We start from the raw sequence: 18,423 nt of genomic DNA on the forward strand, positions 1-18,423 counted from the left end.
TGCGGTCCGCGCGGTCCGGGGCAAGCGGGCGCGGCCGCGCCGGCGGGCGGTTTTTCACATGCCGGAGCTGCGTGCGATCACGTCGGCGACGGCCTCGGCGACCGCATCGCCGTGCCGGTAGTGCAGGTTATGACCCGCGCCCTCGATCAGCCTGAGCTCGCCTCGGGGCAAGGTCTCCGCGACAGGCCTGGCGTGACGGTCGGCGTAGACCACCGTGTCTTCGGGGCCGGCCAGCAGGATCACCGGCTGGTCGATCTCGCCGTAGCGGTCTTCCTGCTCTTCAAGGCTCTCGTTCACCCGCGCCATGTCGGCGGCGTTGTGCCGCCAGGGGCCGGGCCTGAGGATCAGCGGCAGATGGCTGCGCTCGATATAGTTTTCCGGCACGGGCTCGGGCTCGAACGCGCTTTCCGCGCCGTCCTGCAGGCGCTCGGGCCCGATCGCGGGCACAACGGCGCGGGTCATGATCGTGCCGATCACCGGCCAGGTGGAAAGCTCGTTATAGAAGGCCGGATCGCCCACGTTCGCCCGGACCGCAGGCGCGAGCAGCACCGCGCCCTGCGTCCGGTTCGGATGATCCATCATCAGGCGCAAGGTGATCGCTGCGCCCCAGCTGTGGCCCACCACCGTCGCGCGCTCGATCCCGATCTCAGTCAGGAAGGCGGCGATGAGATCGGCCTCGCGCTCGGGCGTCCAGTCCCCGCCGCCTTCGGGCCGTTCGCTCCAGCCGAGGCCCGGACGGTCGAGCCAGATCACGCGATAATCGGCGAGATCGTCGGCGAGCGCAGCCTGCGGGTCGTTGAGATTGGACGAGGCGCCGTGCAGAACCAGCACTTCGGGCGCGCCTTCGGGGCCGGTGATCTTGTGATGGAGCCGCACGCCCTGCACCGTGACGAAATCGCCCTCCGGCGGGAAGCGCTCGGCGATCTCCTCGACAGTTTCGCGGCCCGTGGCGCAGGCGCCGAGCAGCAGCAGAACCGGCGCGAGCAGCGCGATCAGGACGATCCAGCCCATTCTGCGGGTCACAACGCGCGGCCCGCGAGCTCGCGTTCGAGCCGGGCCGCGGCGGGCCGGGCGACCGGGTGGAAGGGATGGCGGGCGAGCGCTTCCTCATAGGCCTCGAGCGCAGCCTGCCGCGCGCTGGCGTTCTCGAGCGCCCGGCCCAGCAGCGCCCAGGCGTCGAACCGGTCGGGATCGAGGCTGACCGCCGTGTTCAGCGCTTCCAGCGCGAACTCCCAGTCGGCCTGGGCGGCGGCGAGCTCCGCGCTCTGCACCCAGCCTTCGGCGTAATCGGGTTCGAGCAGCCGCAGGTGCGCATAGGCGCGCGAGGCGGTGGCGCGGTCGCCGGCCTCGATCGCGGTCTCGGCGCGCTGCAGCAGAAGATCGGCCGTCGGACCGGCCTGCTGACGCCAGAGCGAGCGGACCTCGCTGGCGATCGCGTCGGCGCGCGCCTCGCTGGGCGCAGCGGCGAGATCTTCCAGCCGGAGGGCGAGCCGCGCTTGCGGGCTCACATAGTCGGTCGCGCCGGGCTCACTCCCCGCCCCGAGGGGCGGATCGAGCACGATCGGCGGCGTCGCGGCCAGAAGAAGCGCGGTGAGGATCATGAAGGGCAGGATAGGGCGCGGCCGTTAATGAGCAAGCGCGGCGTCTGCACGCCCCGCCTCAGACCGGCAGGCCGACGCCGCGCAGGACGGCGCGGGTCGTCTCCGCATCCTTGAACACCACGCCCAGAAAGCCTTCCCGGCGCGCCGCCTCGATGTTCTCCGCCCGGTCGTCCACGAAGACCGTCTCGCCCGGCGCTGTCGAGATGCGCTCGGCCGTGATCTGATAGATGCGCGGATCGGGCTTGATGAGCTTTTCGCGGCCCGAGACGACGGCGGTCTGAAACCGGGCGATCGCGGGGTAGGTGGCCTGGATGTGCGGCCATTTCTCTGCGGGCAGGTTGGTCAGCGCGAATTGCGGTACGCCGGCGCTTTCGAGGTCCTCGACCAGCGCCTCCATCCCGTCCACCCAGCCGTCGAACATGTCCGGCCAGCGCTCGTCCCAGGCGCGGATCAGATCGGCCTTGTCGGGATGGGCGGCGATCAGCGGTTTGCGGTTTTCCGCCATCGGCACGCCGGCGTCATGGCGGGAATGCCACGCCATAGTACAAACGCCGCCGAGGAAAGCCTCGACGGCGTCGTCGTCCGGTAGAAGCTCGCGATAGACGCGAGCCGGGTTCCAGTCCACCAGCGTGTGGCCGAGATCCCAGAGGACCGCGCGGGCCTGCGACGCCAAGGCTGGATTAGCCGGCGCGGGCCTTGAAGCGCGGGTCTTTCTTGTTGATCACGTAGACCCGGCCGCGGCGGCGCACGACCTGGCAGTCGCGGTGACGGTTCTTGAGAGACCGGATGGAGCTGCGCACTTTCATCGTCGTCGCCCTGCGATTTAAAAAGCCCCGTGCCGCAGCCCGGGGCGGAATTTCCAAGAGCGGGCGATCTACCGGGCCCGGCGGGCGCTGTCAACAAAGCCTAGCTGACATCGGACCGAAAAAATCCCGTCAAATCGCACTCCCTCACCGCTCCGGCGCGCGTTAGACTCCGCCGCGGGGCGGACAACCGAACGAGGCGGTGCATGATTTCGAGCTTTCTCAAGACGGCCGGACTTCTCGGCGCGATGACGCTGGCGGCGGGCTGTGCGAGCGCAGGTTTCCCGCCGGCGGCCGAGGCCGGAACCGGCGCCGGTTCCGCAGCCGAGACCGGCGCGACCCAGACCGATCCCGGGTTCGAACGCTGGCGGACGAATTTCCGGCAGGAGCTTCTGGACTCCGGAGCCGACCCCGAGATCGTCCGCTCCATGCTCGACGGGCTCACCCCCGATCCGGTGGTGCTCGAACGCGACGCCTACCAGCCCGAATTCGTCCGCCCCGTCTGGGAGTATCTGCAAGGCGCGGTCAGCGACGCCCGGGTCAGCAACGGCCGGCGCGCGCAATCGTCGGTGTCGGCTGAACTCGGCCGGATCGAAGAGCGCTACGGCGTGGACAAGGACATCCTGACCGGGATCTGGGGGCTGGAGAGCGCCTATGGCGAGATCATGGGCAATTTCGACATCGTCCGCTCGCTCGCCACGCTCGCCTGGGACGGACGGCGGCGGAACTTCGCCGAAAGCCAGCTCAAGGCGATCGCGACCATGATCGAGCGCGGCTACGCCACGCGCGACCAGCTCAAGGGCAGCTGGGCGGGCGCGATGGGCCAGACCCAGTTCATCCCCACCACCTATATCGAGCGCGCGGTCGATTTCGACGGCGACGGACGGCGCAATATCTGGGACAGCGAAGCCGACGCCCTGGCCTCGGCGGCGAATCTTCTCGCCGAAGCCGGCTGGGAGCGCGGCCAGCCCGTGGTCGAGGAAGTCCGCCTGCCGGAGAATTTCGACTACGAGGCCTGGTCCGAACGCACCCGCCGCAGCGTGTCGGACTGGTCGGACCGCGGGATCGAGGCCGCCGACGGTTCGTTCGACGGCGCGGAGGGCATCGAGGCGCGGATCCTGATGCCTGCAGGCGGCGCCGGGCCGGCCTTCATCGCCTATCCCAACTTCGACAAGATCCTCCGGTACAACAACTCCACCAGCTACGCGCTGGGCGTGAGCTATCTGGCCAAGGCGCTGGAAGGCTCCGGCGATCTGCCCGGCGGCTGGCCTGAAGCCAATCCCCCGCTCGGCCGGCTTCACGCCCGCGACCTTCAGGCCGCGCTGACCGCTCTGGGCTACGACACTCAGGGCATTGACGGCGTGGTGGGTCCCAACACCCGCGCCGCCCTGCAGCGCTTCCAGCAGGACAAGGGGCTCGAGGCCGACGGCTACGCCGGCGCTGAAGCCTACGAACAGGTGATCGGCGTGCCTCCGGCAGAGGAGGACTAAACCGGCCCTGGCGCCTCGTCGTCGCGGTCGAGCGCTCTGGCTGCGGCGGCGCGGATCCTGGGGTGGAATATCGCGAGGGCGAGGCCGGCCAGAGCGAGCGCCGCGTTCAGCGCGAAGGGCGCTGCCGGGGTGAGGGTCTGGTAGAGCCAGAGCCCGGTCACAGGTGCGATGAGGAAGCCCAGCCCCGCCGTTGCGGTGGTGATGCCCGCAGCCCGGCCCTGCTCGGCGGGCCCCACGGCCAGCGAAGCCCCGGCCGTGAATCCCGAGCGCGACAGACCAAACCCGAAACAGTTCACGATATAGCCGAACACGATCGTGCCGTAGCTGTCGGCGAAGACCATCTCGGCGTTGCCGAAGGCGACCATCAGCGCGCCGAACACCATCAGTACGCGCGGGCTGGTCTTCAGCGCCGGGATCACCACCAGCTGGGCGAAGATCAGCGCCGCCGCACCCGCGGTCAGCGCCACGCCTGCGAGCTGCAGGCCCTCGTCCGGGGTGAGGGCGAGCCGGTCCATGACGTAAAAGCTCAGCGCCTGAAGGCTGGCGGCCTGGCTCAGCCACATCACGCAGCCGAACACCACGAAGGCGGTCAGGCGCGGATCGAGCGCGAAGCGAAACTGGATGAAGGGATTGATCGGCCGGCCCTGCTGCTTGGGCGGGGTGTTCTCGGGCAGCAGCACGCGCACCGCGACCGCCCCGGCCGCGACCAGCGCGGCCACAGCCGCCATGAAGCCGGCGATGCCGATCCGCTCTGCGAAGGCGGCGGCGAGCGCGGGGCCGATCGTCGCGCCCAGCCCGAAGGCTGCGGTCAGCGCGGCCAGCGCCTGGGTGCGCTCTGACGGCGCGGTGCGGTCTGCGACATAGGCCTGGGCGGCGGGGTTCGTCGCGCTGCCCAGCCCGCCGAACAGGCATCGGGCCGCGGCCATGGCGAAGATCGCCGCCATGGGCGGCAGCCATCCCGCCTGCCCCGCCCAGGCGCCGGCGGCGAACATCAGGCAGGAGAAGGCGAAAGAGGCGAGCCCCAGCACGATCATCGGCCGGCGTCCGTAGCGGTCCGACAGCGCCCCCCAGACCGGGCTCATCAGAAGGAACATCAGGGCGGACAGCGTGTAGATCGCGCCGACCCAGACCTCGGCCACGTCAAGCTCTCGCGCCAGCGGCGGCAGGATCGCGAACAGCATGGAATTGCCGATCGAGGTCGCCATCAGGCACACGAACAGCAGCCGGAACGCCTGCCGGCGCTGCTGCGGTGTGGAGGGCGAGGACGGGTCGTAGGGCGGGGTCACGCCCCCAGACTTACGCCCGCCCGGCGGGTGCGTCCATGCGCAGGCGCGCAGGACGGATCTGCGCGCGGCGGCGCCGTCCTAGGCGAGCTCGATCTGGAGTTCGCGGCCGAGCGCCCGGGCTGCACGCCCCAGCGTGGCCAGTTCAACCTTGTCGTTGTCGGGATCGAGCAGCCGGTCGAGCTGGCTCCGGCTGGTCTCCATCCGGCGCGCCATCTCGACCTTGGTGACGCCCTGGCGCTTCATCTCTTCGGCGAGCTGCCAGGCCACGACGCGCTTGATCGCCGCCGCGCGGACCCCTTCATAAAGCCCTTCTTCGCGCAGGAAGGCGTCGAACCCCGACCCGATCGAGCCATCCTCGTCGCGGTCCTGATCGTCACTGCTCATCGCTTCAGATCCTTCATCCGGTTCCGGGCCTTTTCGATCTCCGCCTGCGGCGTCTTGCGGCTCTTCTTCACGAACGCGCTCAGAAGAACCATGCGGTCCCCGGCGACGCAGAACAGAACACGCGCGGTCCGGCCGCCTGAAAGCGAAGACCGAACCTCGCGGAGCCCCTCGCCGAGCGGTCGGCAGACCGGCATGCCGACCGGCCAGCCGAATTCGACCGTGGCGATGTCGATCCCGACCGTCCGCCTTTCTTCCTGATCGAGCTCGGTCTTCAACCATTCACGGACCGGCTCGGCGCCCGCAGCCGTCCTGTAGAACACCGCCTTGATCTGCTTGCGGGACGTCGCCAAGCCGCACCTCTAACTCGACGCCGAATGTACCGCAAAAGGTTCACGCGTTCAATCCGGCCGGGCCTTTCGTCGGGGCGCGGCGGCGCTCCGTTTCTTTCCGCGCTCCTAACGCGGCGCAAACCGGGCCTTAAGCATCCCGGGCCTATAACCGTCCCGAAATCGGACGGGCGAGGCGGCCCAGACGCGGGAGAAACCCGCGCGCGCCTCACCGGAACGTCCGCTCAGAACGGGTGTGGTGGGATGTTTCAGATTATCGGCCTGCTGGTGGTGTTCGGCATGGTGTTCGGCGGGTTCACGCTCGCCGGGGGCAAGTTCGACATCATCGTCGAGGCGCTGCCCTTCGAGCTGATGATGATCGGCGGGGCGGCGACGGGCGCGTTCCTGATCGGCAACGCCTTCGGCACGGTGATGCAGACGCTGAAGGATTTCGGCAAGCTGATCAGCGGCTCGAAGTGGAAGCAGCAGGATTATGTCGACCTGCTCACGCTGCTGTTCCAGCTGACCAAGACGATGAAGACCAAGGGCGTCATCGCGCTGGAAAGCCATATCGAGAAGCCGCACGAAAGCGCGATCTTCAACGCCTATCCGAAGATCATGAAGGACCATTTCGCGGTCGACTTCATCTGCGACACGCTGCGGATGATGACGATGAACCTGGAAGACCCTCACCAGGTCGAGGACGCGATGGAAAAGCAGCTCGAAAAGCACCATCACGAGGCGGCCCAGCCCGCCCATGCGCTTCAGACCATGGCTGACGGCCTGCCCGCGCTCGGGATCGTGGCCGCGGTGCTGGGGATCATCAAGACGATGGGCGCGATCGACGCCCCGCCGACTGTGCTGGGCAAGAAGATCGGCGGCGCGCTGGTCGGCACCTTCCTGGGCGTGTTCCTCGCCTACGGCATGGTCGGCCCGATCGCCGCGCGCCTCAACCAGATCTACGAAGAGGAAGCGATCTTCTACAAGATCATCCAGGCGGTGCTGGTCAGCCACCTGCACGGCAACGCCGCCCAGATCAGCGTGGAGATCGGCCGCGGCAGCGTGCCCTCGACCTTCCAGCCCAGCTTTGCCGAGCTCGAAGAAGCGGTCTCCAACGCGCCGGCCGCCGCCTAGACTGGACCTCGACCGAAACAGCCCCGGCGCCTCACGCGTTTGTTTATTCAAGCAACCGTGAGGCGCCTGTGTCTGTCCGCCTTCACATATCGAGCCTTCTCGCCGTCTCCGCCCTGGCGCTCGCCGCTTGCGGAGAGGCTGGCGACGACGACGCCGCCCGCGCCGCGCGTGAAGCCGGCGACGCCGCCCAGAGCGCAGGCGAAGCCATGCGCGAGGGCTGGGAGAGCGGCGACGACGAACGCGACGAGATCGCCGAGGAGACCGCCGAGGCGATGGACGCGGTCGCCGCTCAGGTGCGCTCTGAATGGGTCGAGCACCGCCATGACCGGCTCGACGCGCTGGAATCGGCCGGCGATCATGTCGGCGCGGCCGGCGCAGCGCTCGGCTCCGGCCTTGAAGCCGCGGCCGACGCCTATGCCCGCGCGGTGAGCGATGACGACGATCCGGCCGATTTCCGAGGCCGGGAACCCGATCTCGACGCCTTCGAACGCGACGTGCAGGTCAACGACCAGCCGCTCGACGGCTCGATCGAGGTGGAAGGCGAAACCGAGCTCGAAGGCGCGGGCGAGCCGATCGACCGCGACGACGGCGACCGGGAGTACGTGCCCAGCTTCGAGCTCGATATCGACGTCCACCCGTGCGCCGAGCACGATCACGACACCTGCGATCACACCGACGCCGAACACGCCCGCTGCACGCCTGAACGCGGCTGAGGCTTTACAGCGCGCCTCAGGCGGGCTCACTGAGCCGCCATGAGCGCGCCGACCCTCAAACGCCCCCATCCCGAGCTCGACTGGTCGGGTCCCGGCCCGGTCGCACGGGAGGCGGGCGATGTATATTTCTCCAACGATGACGGGCTCGAAGAAAGCCGCTCGGTGTTTCTCGCCGGGGCGGGTTTTCCTGCGCGTTTCAATGAAACGCCGACCGTCGTCGGCGAGCTGGGGTTCGGCACGGGACTCAATTTCCTCGCGCTCTGGGATCTGTTCCGGCGCACCGCCAGACCCGGCGCGAGGCTGCACTTCGTCTCCGTCGAAGGTTTTCCGCTGCGCCGTGAAGATGCCGCCAGGGCGCTCTCGGCGTTTCCCGAAATCGCGCCGCTGGCCGACGCGCTGATCGCAGCCTGGCCGAGCCCGCATCTGGGTCCGCACCGCCGCGTCTTCGAACACGGCCGGGTCACGCTCACGGTGTTTCACGACACGGTGGCGGCAGCGCTGGCGCAGATGGATTTCGCGGCGGACGCCTGGTTCCTGGACGGGTTCGCTCCAGCCAAAAACCCCGCCATGTGGTCGCCGGCCCTGTTCGCGGAAATCGCCCGATTATCAAGACCCGGCGCGCCGGCGGCGACCTTCACCGTAGCTGGCGCGGTCAGGCGCGGCCTCGCCGAGGCGGGGTTCGCCGTCGAGAAAAAGCCCGGCTTCGGACGCAAGCGCGAACGCCTCGAAGCGGTCTATCAAGGCGCGGCGGCGCCGCCACGCGTCACGCCCTTCCCACGCCCGCGCTCTGTATCAGGTCCGGTCGCCGTCATCGGCGGCGGCGTCGCTGCGGCGAGCCTCGTCGAAGCCTTCGCACGGCGCGGCGTGGTTCCTGACGTGTTCGCCGAAGGCGGCTGGGCGGCGGGCGCTTCGGGCGCGCCGCTGGGCCTGCTGACGCCGAGGCTCGAAGCCGCCGACCGGCCGCACAACCGCGCCCTGCTCGCTGCGTTCGACTTCGCGCGGACGCTGTATGATGGCCGGCCGGGCTTCACCGGCGGCGGCGTCTTGCGACTGAGCGAGGACAGGCCCGAGCGGCTGGCGCGGCTCGCCGAGGCGCTCGACGACCGGTTCAGCTGGACCGATCACGATGACGCAGAAACGGGAGCCGGGCCGGGCCTGTTCATGCAGGCGGCCGGACGTTTCGAACCCGCGCGGCTGATCGCCGATCTCGCCGGGCAGGTTCAGCCGCTCGATGCGCGCGTGTTCGCGCTCGACCCGGCTGGCGATGAAATCGTGCTGCGCGGGGCCGAAGGCCGGGCGCTCGGCGCCTATGCGGCCGTGCTGCTCGCAGGCGGCTGGCAGGGGGCAGCCCTCGCCAACGACCTGCCGATCGAAGCGACCGCGGGCCGGGTCGGCGTGTTCGAAGCTGCCGGCGCTCCACGGATACCGGTCGCCTGGGGCGGATACGCGGCGCCGCTGAGGCCTGGGCGCGCGCTGATCGGCGCGACCCATCGGCGTAGAGCCGATCCCGGGGCGCCCGACGCTGCCGAAGCGGCTTTGCGCAAACTCGCTGCGGCGCTGCCCGGCCTGAAGCTGGGTGTGATGGTCGACGGCTGGGGCGGGGTGAGGGCTGCAGCGCCTGACCGGTTGCCGATCGCAGGCCCCTTGCCGGGCGATCGCTTTTCTGAGGACTGGGCCGATCACGCCCGGGGCGGGCCGGCGCCGGAAGACGCGGAAGGGCCGAGCCGCGTGCTCGCCCTATCGGCCTTCGGGGCGCGCGGCTTCGCCCATGCGCCGCTGCTGGCCGAGGATGTGGTCTCCGCCCTCTTCGGCGAGCCCGCTGCGCTCGAGCGTTCCGGCGCCGAGGCGCTGCACCCGGCCCGCTTCGCCTTCCGCGCGCTGCGCCGAGGCTGAGCCCCGCCCGATCCGCAGAGCGAGCGCCGGACAGCCCGGCGCGCAGGTTTCCGCGACCAACCGGACCGGCGCGCCGGGCGCACCCGCCGCGATCGTCACCGGGCCTGTCTGAAGTTCCATCACCGCGCCGTCACGCGCCGGCCGCGCGTCCATGAGCAGCAAGGCGGCGGCGAGACAGAGCGTGAGCGTGGCGGCGATCAGGCCGGCGGAGTTCATCATTCAGGTCCGGGTCTCGGGGTTCGCCATCTAGATGCCGCACGGCGCCCGGTCGGATGCGGCCCGCGATTTGCGCCTTCAGTCCTGAAAGCGGCGCGACGTGGAGCGAAACGGGACAGATGGTGCTGGGCGAGGGCAGCGTGACGCATCAGACCGGCTGGTCGGGACCCGACCGCCGCAAGCGCTCGCGCCATGTCTGGTTCCTGAATTCCGCCTTCGACCGGATCGGTTTCGACACCGCGCTCGAACGCATCGCCTATCGTGACCCGAAAGCGCCCTTCGCCTTCGTGGTCACGCCGAATGTCGACCATCTCGTGCGGTTGCGCCGCGACAGCGTGCTCGCCCCGCTCTACGCCCAGGCCTGGCTGACCGTGTGCGACAGCCGGGTGCTGGAACTTCTGGCCTGGCTGTCGGGTGAGAGCGTCGACGTCACGCCGGGCTCGGACCTCACCGAAACGCTGTTCGAGACCGCCATCGACCGCGACGAGCCGGTCACCGTGATCGGCGCGGACGCGGCCGTGATCGAGGCGCTGAAGACCCGCTATCATCTGACGAACGTGCGCTGGCACGCGCCGCCCATGGGCCTGCGCAACAATCCCGAGGCGATCGCCGAATGCGCGGCCTTCGTGGCGGACAATCCGGCCCGTTTCGTCTTTCTGTGCGTGGGCTCGCCTCAGCAGGAGATGATCGCCGAGGCGTGCCTTGTTCGCGGCGACTGCACCGGGGTGGGACTGTGCGTCGGCGCGTCGCTCGATTTTCTCTCAGGCAAGGCCCGGCGGGCGCCGGTCTGGATGCGCCGGGCGCGGCTGGAATGGCTGCACCGGCTGGCCGAGGAGCCGCGGCGCATGTGGCGGCGTTATCTCGTCGAAGGTCCGAAGATCGGTCTACTCTGGCTGGAATGGCGCAAAGCGCGTGCCAAGCTCCGCCGCTTCGAACGCCAAATCGCGCGAGGGCTCTAATCGAACGGCGCTGCGCGGCAGCAGGCCGGCTCGCTTAATCGGTCGGATAAGAGAATGGTGGGCGCGACAAGATTCGAACTTGTGACCCCTACGATGTCAAGAAAGATGGGCAGAGCAAGTCGATGGAAACATCGACAATATATCAATTGGTTGGCTCTGCAACGAGTTGCAATGCGGCTTCTTTTGTGGGTGACTTAGCCCACAAATCGGGCGAGCTTTGGCAACGGCTGGCAATGGATTAGAGGTTCGCCGGCCTCGGCGGAAAGCGGACGAAGCGATTGCGGCAGGTCACCCTATTCCCACCCTATAAGCAGCCGGAGAATCTGGTAACGAATGCCGTGCTGGTGCTCCTGTCTCAGGTGTATCGCTTGGCTCCGGAGCTTTTCGCGGCTGTTCTCACCTCGCTAACGGAGACAGAGAGCCAAGTCGGCCCGCAATTCAATAATCAAATAAGGGTTTCAGGTGGTACGGGCATTCCAGACGCCCTAATCCATCAACCGCCATTCAAGTTGTACGTTGAAACCAAGCTGAATGACTACATCACCGAGGATCAAATACGAGCCCACGTCTCCTCGATCCGGCAGCATGAGCCACTGGTGCCGAGCACGGCGCTTCTCGGGCTGACGAAAGACGCCTTGGATGCAGAGCACGCTCAGCGACTATCAGCGATCTGTGAGAGCGGGGGAGTGCGGTTCGTTCAGAGCACTTTCGCAGAACTCGCCGAGCTGATCCGGAATAATTCGGCGGAGTTTCGAACGCAAATCAACGATATCGTTGACGAGTTTCACACGTTCCTCGTCGAGGCCGATCTTATTCCTATCTCAGAGAACCGACTTCTGGTGAATCCCTGCGGCACATCTTTCGAGCAGAATGAGCGTTGGAACATTTATCACGATCAGCCGGGGCGTTCGAAAAGCTTCTGCAAATACATCGGTATCTACAAGAACAAGTCAGTCAGATTGGTTGGACGAGTCCGCGGTGTAGTCGTCGTTGAATTTGAAGGTGACGATATTCGCATCCTTGAAAATTTTAGGCTTCCTTGGGAGCCCTTAAGCCCGGTGAACATCACCGCGGAATTTAAGGCCAGGATGTTCGGGATCGCAGATAGCTCCCCATTTTACAGCCTTCGAGACGAGGAGGTTCGCTTCTATCTCGTTGATAGGCTGGTGCCGACTGACTTTCGAAAGGTCTCCCCTCAAGGAATTATGGGGCACCGGTATTTTGTGCTTGATAGCAAAGACCCCAAGGAGCCGGCGGCGGTCCCTGAGCTATTTCTCAATGGCGAGCCAAGCATCGAGACGTTAGCGGACGCGCTAAGACAAAAAACGTGGACGTGACCTGTGAAGCCACCCTGTCTCGTCCGCTCCAGGAAGCGGGCTCCGGATCATTCCGCTCATTAGAACGTTGACAGAACGGTATCATATGATTTATATAATCGCCTCATATGGAGGGGAAGATGGTAGCCGTCGAAATCAACGAAGCGATTGTGAATCCCGTTACCGACCGGGACGAGGTTGCCACAATTGTGAAAGCTGTCGCACGCGTCATGGATGCATGGAAGCTTTCCAACGATGAAGCCGCTCAGCTATTTGATGTCGCGCCTGCTACGTGGGGGCGAATGAAGTCTGGAACGTTCAACGGTAATCTTGATCGTGACAAAGTTACTCGGGCTAGCCTCATCATAGGGACGTACAAGGCGCTGAGGCTTTTATTCAACGGCCCGCTTACATTCGGCTGGCCTACGCTGGCCAACCGCGGCGAACCGTACCAGGGCCGCAGGCCTGTCGATTACATGATCGAGGGCGGCATACCGGCAATGGCGAACGTCCGTCAGCATATCGATGCGCTCCGGGGTGGGGTTTAGTTTGCCTGAGTTGGCAATTCAAAATCCGCCCCGCGGGCTTCCGGAGCGTACGTTTACGGAAGAGTCGACCGTGAGGCTGATTTCAACAGCTCACATCGATGAGCCGGCGATGAGGCCCCTTGTTGACGACGAGGCGGAGCTCGAGATTTTGGAGCGGCTAGAGGGCCTCACCTCTCGTCGCCAAGACAGGGATATGCCTCTCCCCGCGGGGCTCCGGCGCTCAGAGCTTCTTACACCAGCTCACGGTTACGGCTCCACCTATGTGAACGCGGCCTTCTGCTACACTCGCCCAACCGGTAACCGCTTCAATGGGTCTGATCGTGGAGCATGGTATGCGGCGTGGGGCGTGGAAATGCAGGAAACCGCTCAGGCTGAAGTTAGCTGGCACCTAACCCGTGAGCTGGAAAACACAGGGGTTTTCGAGAACGTTACCGACTATCGGGAGCTAATCGCTGGTTTTACGAGTCGAATGATCGACCTAATGGGAGAGCGCGACTCAGCGGCACTGAGCCCAGACACCAATGCTGGCTACCTTGCAGGTCAGGAGCTCGCGGGAGAAGTGCTCCGCGCAGGCTATCCCGGGATATTGTACCCATCGGTGCGCCATCCTGAGGGACAGTGTTTAGTCGCCCTCAGGCCTCACATCGTTCAGAATATCCGGCAGGGTCATACGTTCAGGTTCACCTGGAGTGGAGGCCCGACACCTGAAATTGTTCGAGTTTAAATCGGCCTTCAGAGCTTATTCGTCTCGAAGCGATGATCTGCCACCGGGAATGTGCCGATAAAGCGTTGCTGGCGAGACGCCCAGCCGCGCGGCGACCTGAGCTACACTTATTGTCTCATTCGCGAGAAGTGTAGTTGCGATGGACAGGTCATCCTGGCCCAACGCCCTTGGTCGACCGCCGATGCGTCCATTTGCTCGCGCGGCTGATAGCCCGGCCATGGTTCGCTCCCGGATCATCGACCGCTCGAACTCGGCCAGAGCGCCGAAGATGTGAAATATAAGGCGTCCGCCGGGCGTGGTCGTGTCGATGCTCTCGGTGATGCTCTTGAATCCGACACCTACCTCGTCCAGACGCTCGACCGTTTCGATGAGCTGCTTGAGCGAACGGGCAAGGCGGTCGAGCTTCCACACCACGAGCGTGTCACCCTTGCGCATATATTCGAGGGCAGCGGCGAGCTGAGGTCGATCCCGTTGCGCGCCGGAAGCCGTCTCCTCGAATATCCGCTCGCAGCCGGCCTCTTTCAGTGCAACCCGTTGCAACTCGGCGTCCTGCTCCTGAGTGGAGACCCGCGCGTAACCAACCAGCATCATCCTGCCCCTTTCTCTCAAAAACGCTGCTCGCAGTATAAACGAGAGGTATCGTTACGAGAAAGGGTTTTGAGAGAAATATTTCGAGACTTTCGGATCACCGCGGCCAAGCGTGGCGATCTCGCAAAAACGAACGTTTTTAGGATAATCCTCCGACTGGCTATTCCGATGAGGTCAGCCCACATCGGAAGCGCAGAAAGCCGGAGACGATATTTTATGGCTGGAAACTATAAGACGGGACGGGGGTGTAAGGTGCTAGTAATTTTAGCGTACGCGGGAGATCGAGTAGCTTTTCTGCAAAGCTAAAATCGTAATGGGGATCGCATGAGGCGCAGAAGCCCGCTCCACCTTTCTCCAGTTGGTTTCGTTGTCGTAATTTTCTGGATGATGGTCCTCTTTTAGCGACCTGAGCCAGACCGCGACATTTATGGCCGGAAGATTTTATTTCGAGCGCCGCCTCAGCGCTGTTAAATTTCGGTCCGTTAGATCGATTCTGCAGTAAGGCGTTGATCTTTCGTCTTTTTCGACCGTGGCCGCGTAAACGCTTCGATAAGGTGGTGCCGATACCTGTTGTGCGGCCTATGACAATTCCTGCCCATGCGCGCTTCTCGATATAAACAAGTTTAACAAGGGTTAAAAATGAACCGGGTTCTCCATATTCACGGCGACAATATTGTAGAGTGCGAGCGGACCCTTTCTCTTATTGAAATGGCGCTTGCGCGCGATTTTGTTTCTACAAATGGCCCGTTCGGCTCCATCACCTGTCCGATGTTTGAAATAGAAACAACCCGGGAGAGGATGCAGCTGGTGATGTTCCCGGGTTTTGGCCGTTGGGACCACAACATATTGGATTCGATTATAGAGCGTGGTGGCCTGTTGCGAGAAGCCGCGGATGTAATTGTTACAGCAGTGGAAGATGGTGAGGAGCATTTACTCTTTGCCATCGAATTCTGTGGGGCTCTTCCCGCAGGAAACCAGGCCTGGCAGCGCAGTGGGAGGGCCTATTCATTCGCCGCAGCGGCCATTCCCTACCTCTATATTTCTGAGTTGGGTGGATATGAACTCGATAGGAATCGAACTCGTAAGGCTCCGCGGATGCCCAATCCGGCGGTGCCCTTCAGCTACCTTTCCTATTCGATCAAAGCTGGTACGCCCGTCTTCCCTATTTTTGTTACCGCGCCCGGTGCGGATTCGAATTCCCGGGAGATTTTCGAGACTGCGTTTGCTGATCAGGAGCTGCTTGATTTTACAAGGCAATTGGTTCGCGGCGAAGACGCCCAGGAGACCTATGAGGTGCTGAAGAAGCGGGTGGCTTCTTTCGTTAGTATCCGGTCCAAATCGGCGAGGCGGGGCGAAACTCTTACAGCGGAGCAATGGGAAGAGCTTTTCCGGCACGTCAACGACGGGGGTTCACTGACCGACTACATTATCGAGAAGGCCCCCCTTCCATGGTCGAAGACCGCCTATATCGAAGCTCTCACCAACAGAGCAAAAGAAGTGATGGACCTGGGGAAGGAATATGGAATCGGCCTGACGTCCAAAAATCTCCCGATGTGTCTGATCCCCGCCAAAGATCGCGCGCGCTTTGCCGCCGCTATTAGTGAAAAATATAAGGGATTATCACAGGATTTTCGTGATTGGCTCTCCAATGAGTCGACCCTCGCCATATGCTGGATCATGGGATTCAAGCCGCGTGGAGATGATGCTCGACCTGATCGCGGGCTTCCGCCGCTCACGAGAATGTTAGTGGGAGAGGATGTGGACCTCCTGTCGTTCGTCTACGGGCCAGCGCCGAAAAGTACCTGGAAGGACTTGGAGGAAAAGCCTGGTGATCTGGCCGAGAGGAACGGGCTGTGGGAAGCGATTTTAGACGCTAGCTCTGGCTTGCTGGTCGATTCGGCAACTGACAGCGCTGAAACGCGTGCCTATTTGCGGTCTCATTGGGAGAAGCAAATTGCGACGGTAACCATCAACAGCTTTTGTGTGACGCCTGAGCCCCGAAGAGTTGGTGAGAACGACGTAGACACCGCCCTGCACCTTGCGCTCTCTCGTCTCGCCGGCCCTGATGTTTTCGAAGGGATGTGCAACCCACCTGGCGGCGATTGGAGTGGCGTTTCCATCCTGGGCGGAGATCGATCAGTCGAATATCGTTGGCTATCTCTTCCTCGCGTTAGCGGGGCTAACATGAAGCGCCCTGATCATGTGTTCCAAATTTTTGGAGTTGAGAGTAGGCCGATAATTCTCTCAATTGAATCAAAAGAATCTCAATCCGGAGTTGAAGAAAATATCGGGCCCAGGTTAATTGCGTATATAAAATATCTGATGGCTTCTCCACCAAGTATCAGTCGTGAGGGTGCGGCGGGTTGGCAGCACACCAATAAAAGCATAAACCCGTCGGAGTATACATTTGCCTCAGCGGATGCCTTCATCTCGCGAGACGATATCTATAAGCCGGTTATTGAAAAATCGACCAAAACAGACTTAACGTTTCTAGTGTGCTTCGCGGAGCGCGATTCCTGCATCATTAGCATCGAGCATCACTCAAAATTGGGTGAGCGTATCGCGAATCACATATCGAAGAACTTTAAGGCCAATAAAATCCTTTCGATCAGAGTAATGAGTGGTAATTGATGTAAAGCGCCTCTTCGACCCGCTCGATCGGGCCGCTCAAGACTTTTCTGACAGCAGAATTTCCACTGCCGAGATAAAGCCTCTCCTTAAAAATCTCGGAGGGAACATTGTACGTGAAATCTGCTTCGCCGCGCTTTCCATCAAAAGAAAGTGCCCATTTTACGCCCAGCGTGTTAAGGCGGTCCAGTTCGGCAAATAGGTCGTCGAGGTTAAGCGTCTCCGAGTACCTTTGTTTAGTTCCGGCATAGGGTGGGTCTAGATATACAAAGTCTCCTGCTGTCGCGGCATCGAGAAGCGCTCGATAGTCACAATTCTCGAATTCGACACCACTTAAATAGGGCCTCCAGCGGCGGATGATCGAGTCGAACTTCTCGGGGATCATACCTCTTCGTGAGAGGTGAAAGGAGTTGTTAAACTCGCCGCTATCATTAAATCGGACTATTCCGTTGACACAGGTTCTCATTAAGAAATTGAGGTCGAACGGGTTGGGGTCTTTATTGAATCTACGGCGAACCTCGTAAAAAGTAACCGGTATTCCATTCCCGCGCGTCATCGTAGAAAGATCGATACCATCGAGCTCTTTGCTTAGCGCCATCCAATGAGATCGGTAGTGGGAGGATAGCTCCTGCGGGTTGTCTCGGATCAGCCGCCAAAGTTCTACGAGTGGCCGGTATACATCGCCCCCCACAGCACCGGGATGCCCTGCGAGAAACATCAGCGCCCCGCCTCCCAGGAAGGGCTCAAAATACCGGTTATATGGGGGAATAATGCGAGCGATTTGTGTTGCTTGAGACCGCTTGCTCCCAGTCCATTTAATCAAAGATGGAACTGAGCGATCCGTCCTGGCTGTAAACACTAATGGGCCCCCTACACCAACCTAGCTTCTGCGCCTTCTAGGCGCCGATTCGCCAGTTCGAAATATTCTTCATCAGTTTCAAAGCCAAGAAAGTCGCAACCATGATCTTTCGCCGCAATGCACTCTGTCCCCGAACCGCAAAACGGCACGAGAACGGATGAGCCTTGAGGCGCTGAGATCATTAGCATCCTCCCGATGAGGGCAAGAGGCTTCTGTGTGGGGTGCTTTCCTAGCGCTATCTCGGACCGAAGCTTGTTGTTGGGAACATCCCAAACCGTTCGCATTTGCTTGCCAGCTTCTTTCATGAGGTCATTCTTAGCAGAAAAGCTTTTCGAGCCTTCGTAATCAAAGTAGTACTTTCTGTTCTTTGCGCCACCAGTGTGAGCCCAGAGGATAGTTTCATGGCTTGCTGTCAGTCGTCGGCCAGACAAGTTGGGAAAGCTATTTCGTTTATACCAAACGACCTCGTTAATAATTTCGACTTCAATCATCTGAAGTGCGAAATTGATGACGCCGATATTGTGATAAGTGCCGTGTATCCATATTGAGCCGGTCGGTTTAGTGAGGCGCTTTACCTCAGTGAGCCAAGCAATCGAAAATTCGAGATATTCTCCCAGAGACATACTGTCCCATTCAGCCATGACCTTCGACCACGCACCGCCAAAGCCCGGTAATTTTGCCGATTGATCCCACGACCAATTTCCGCCCTTGCTCAAGTTGTAAGGGGGGTCGGCAATCGTAAGGTCAAAAGAATCGTCAGGGATTTTTCTCATATGCTCGATGCAATCGCCGAGTATGATCCGATTCAGCTCAACAGTCATTTTGGATTATTCTTCCTCTGCCTGACGCTCTTCAACAAGCGACTAAGTCCTGGGCTAGGTGGGCGCCAGGAGCGAAAAAGTCACGCTAAGTTCATTCGCGTAAATATCGAGAATCACCCTGATAGGCGACCCAG

General features: G+C 62.7%; 19 protein-coding genes. 9 read left to right on the plus strand and 10 right to left on the minus strand.

Features of this window, described 5'->3' with window-relative positions:
- Positions 1-54: 54 nt before the first annotated feature.
- From ABL308_06720 to ykgO, 4 genes are read right to left on the minus strand one after another with little or no spacing between them, the layout of a single operon-like run.
- A complete protein-coding gene (locus tag ABL308_06720; protein ID XBQ17570.1) occupies positions 55-1,011 on the minus strand; it encodes an alpha/beta hydrolase in 957 nt (318 codons plus the stop codon).
- Positions 1,012-1,019: 8 nt separating this feature from the next.
- A complete protein-coding gene (locus ABL308_06725) occupies positions 1,020-1,601 on the minus strand; it encodes a hypothetical protein (protein XBQ17571.1) in 582 nt (193 codons plus the stop codon).
- A 58-nt stretch (positions 1,602-1,659) separates the two neighbouring features.
- The gene (locus ABL308_06730; protein XBQ17572.1) at positions 1,660-2,274 is read right to left on the minus strand and encodes an HAD family phosphatase; all 615 of its coding nucleotides are present in this window, start codon (positions 2,272-2,274) and stop codon (positions 1,660-1,662) included.
- A 7-nt stretch (positions 2,275-2,281) separates the two neighbouring features.
- Positions 2,282-2,407, minus strand: a complete 126-nt coding sequence (ykgO, locus tag ABL308_06735) for a type B 50S ribosomal protein L36 (protein ID XBQ17573.1) — start codon at positions 2,405-2,407, stop codon at positions 2,282-2,284.
- Positions 2,408-2,610: 203 nt separating this feature from the next.
- Between ykgO and ABL308_06740 the strand changes: the two genes are divergently transcribed.
- Positions 2,611-3,894, plus strand: a complete 1,284-nt coding sequence (locus tag ABL308_06740; GenBank protein XBQ17574.1) for a lytic murein transglycosylase — start codon at positions 2,611-2,613, stop codon at positions 3,892-3,894.
- Here ABL308_06740 and ABL308_06745 read toward each other — a convergent pair.
- The 3 genes from ABL308_06745 to ABL308_06755 all read right to left on the minus strand — a co-directional run bounded on the left by ABL308_06745 (position 3,891) and on the right by ABL308_06755 (position 5,914).
- Positions 3,891-5,180, minus strand: coding sequence for an MFS transporter (locus tag ABL308_06745; GenBank protein ID XBQ17575.1), 1,290 nt, complete (start codon positions 5,178-5,180; stop codon positions 3,891-3,893). The two genes, ABL308_06740 and ABL308_06745, sit on opposite strands and share 4 nt — an antisense overlap.
- A 78-nt stretch (positions 5,181-5,258) precedes the next feature.
- Positions 5,259-5,564: a Fis family transcriptional regulator gene (locus ABL308_06750; GenBank protein XBQ17576.1), complete on the minus strand. Its 306-nt coding sequence runs from the start codon at positions 5,562-5,564 to the stop codon at positions 5,259-5,261.
- Positions 5,561-5,914, minus strand: coding sequence for a type II toxin-antitoxin system RelE/ParE family toxin (locus tag ABL308_06755; protein ID XBQ17577.1), 354 nt, complete (start codon positions 5,912-5,914; stop codon positions 5,561-5,563). The genes ABL308_06750 and ABL308_06755 overlap by 4 nt, the downstream gene beginning before the upstream one ends.
- 240 nt (positions 5,915-6,154) lie before the next feature.
- Here ABL308_06755 and motA point away from each other — a divergent pair, with 240 nt between their 5' ends.
- The 7 genes from motA (at position 6,155) to ABL308_06790 (ending at position 13,393) form a co-directional block, all read left to right on the plus strand.
- Positions 6,155-7,024 (plus strand): flagellar motor stator protein MotA, encoded by an 870-nt coding sequence (motA, locus tag ABL308_06760; protein XBQ17578.1) that lies wholly within the window; start codon positions 6,155-6,157, stop codon positions 7,022-7,024.
- A 68-nt stretch (positions 7,025-7,092) separates the two neighbouring features.
- On the plus strand, positions 7,093-7,737 hold the full coding sequence (locus tag ABL308_06765) for a hypothetical protein (protein XBQ17579.1): 645 nt from the start codon (positions 7,093-7,095) through the stop codon (positions 7,735-7,737).
- A 39-nt stretch (positions 7,738-7,776) separates the two neighbouring features.
- The gene (gene mnmD / locus ABL308_06770; protein XBQ17580.1) at positions 7,777-9,630 is read left to right on the plus strand and encodes a tRNA (5-methylaminomethyl-2-thiouridine)(34)-methyltransferase MnmD; all 1,854 of its coding nucleotides are present in this window, start codon (positions 7,777-7,779) and stop codon (positions 9,628-9,630) included.
- A gap of 272 nt (positions 9,631-9,902) precedes the next feature.
- The gene (locus tag ABL308_06775; GenBank protein ID XBQ17581.1) at positions 9,903-10,805 is read left to right on the plus strand and encodes a WecB/TagA/CpsF family glycosyltransferase; all 903 of its coding nucleotides are present in this window, start codon (positions 9,903-9,905) and stop codon (positions 10,803-10,805) included.
- 278 nt (positions 10,806-11,083) lie between these two features.
- On the plus strand, positions 11,084-12,142 hold the full coding sequence (locus ABL308_06780; GenBank protein XBQ17582.1) for a hypothetical protein: 1,059 nt from the start codon (positions 11,084-11,086) through the stop codon (positions 12,140-12,142).
- A 119-nt stretch (positions 12,143-12,261) separates the two neighbouring features.
- Positions 12,262-12,669, plus strand: a complete 408-nt coding sequence (locus ABL308_06785; GenBank protein XBQ17583.1) for an antitoxin Xre-like helix-turn-helix domain-containing protein — start codon at positions 12,262-12,264, stop codon at positions 12,667-12,669.
- 193 nt (positions 12,670-12,862) lie between these two features.
- The gene (locus tag ABL308_06790) at positions 12,863-13,393 is read left to right on the plus strand and encodes an RES family NAD+ phosphorylase (GenBank protein XBQ17720.1); all 531 of its coding nucleotides are present in this window, start codon (positions 12,863-12,865) and stop codon (positions 13,391-13,393) included.
- A 15-nt stretch (positions 13,394-13,408) separates the two neighbouring features.
- On the opposite strand, the gene ABL308_06795 is transcribed toward ABL308_06790, so the two are convergent.
- A complete protein-coding gene (locus ABL308_06795; protein XBQ17721.1) occupies positions 13,409-13,981 on the minus strand; it encodes a recombinase family protein in 573 nt (190 codons plus the stop codon).
- Between the two features lie 639 nt (positions 13,982-14,620).
- Here ABL308_06795 and ABL308_06800 point away from each other — a divergent pair.
- The gene (locus ABL308_06800) at positions 14,621-16,612 is read left to right on the plus strand and encodes a hypothetical protein (GenBank protein ID XBQ17584.1); all 1,992 of its coding nucleotides are present in this window, start codon (positions 14,621-14,623) and stop codon (positions 16,610-16,612) included.
- On the opposite strand, the gene ABL308_06805 is transcribed toward ABL308_06800, so the two are convergent.
- Together ABL308_06805 and ABL308_06810 are read right to left on the minus strand one after the other, a co-directional pair.
- Positions 16,590-17,468 carry a Dam family site-specific DNA-(adenine-N6)-methyltransferase gene (locus ABL308_06805; GenBank protein XBQ17585.1) on the minus strand — a complete coding sequence of 293 codons (879 nt, stop codon included), beginning with the start codon at positions 17,466-17,468 and terminating at the stop codon, positions 16,590-16,592. The two genes, ABL308_06800 and ABL308_06805, sit on opposite strands and share 23 nt — an antisense overlap.
- Positions 17,469-17,479: 11 nt before the next feature.
- Positions 17,480-18,289, minus strand: a complete 810-nt coding sequence (locus ABL308_06810; protein ID XBQ17586.1) for a DNA methyltransferase — start codon at positions 18,287-18,289, stop codon at positions 17,480-17,482.
- Positions 18,290-18,423: the final 134 nt, after the last annotated feature.

The organism is Oceanicaulis sp. (assembly GCA_040112665.1).
Lineage (GTDB): Bacteria > Pseudomonadota > Alphaproteobacteria > Caulobacterales > Maricaulaceae > Oceanicaulis.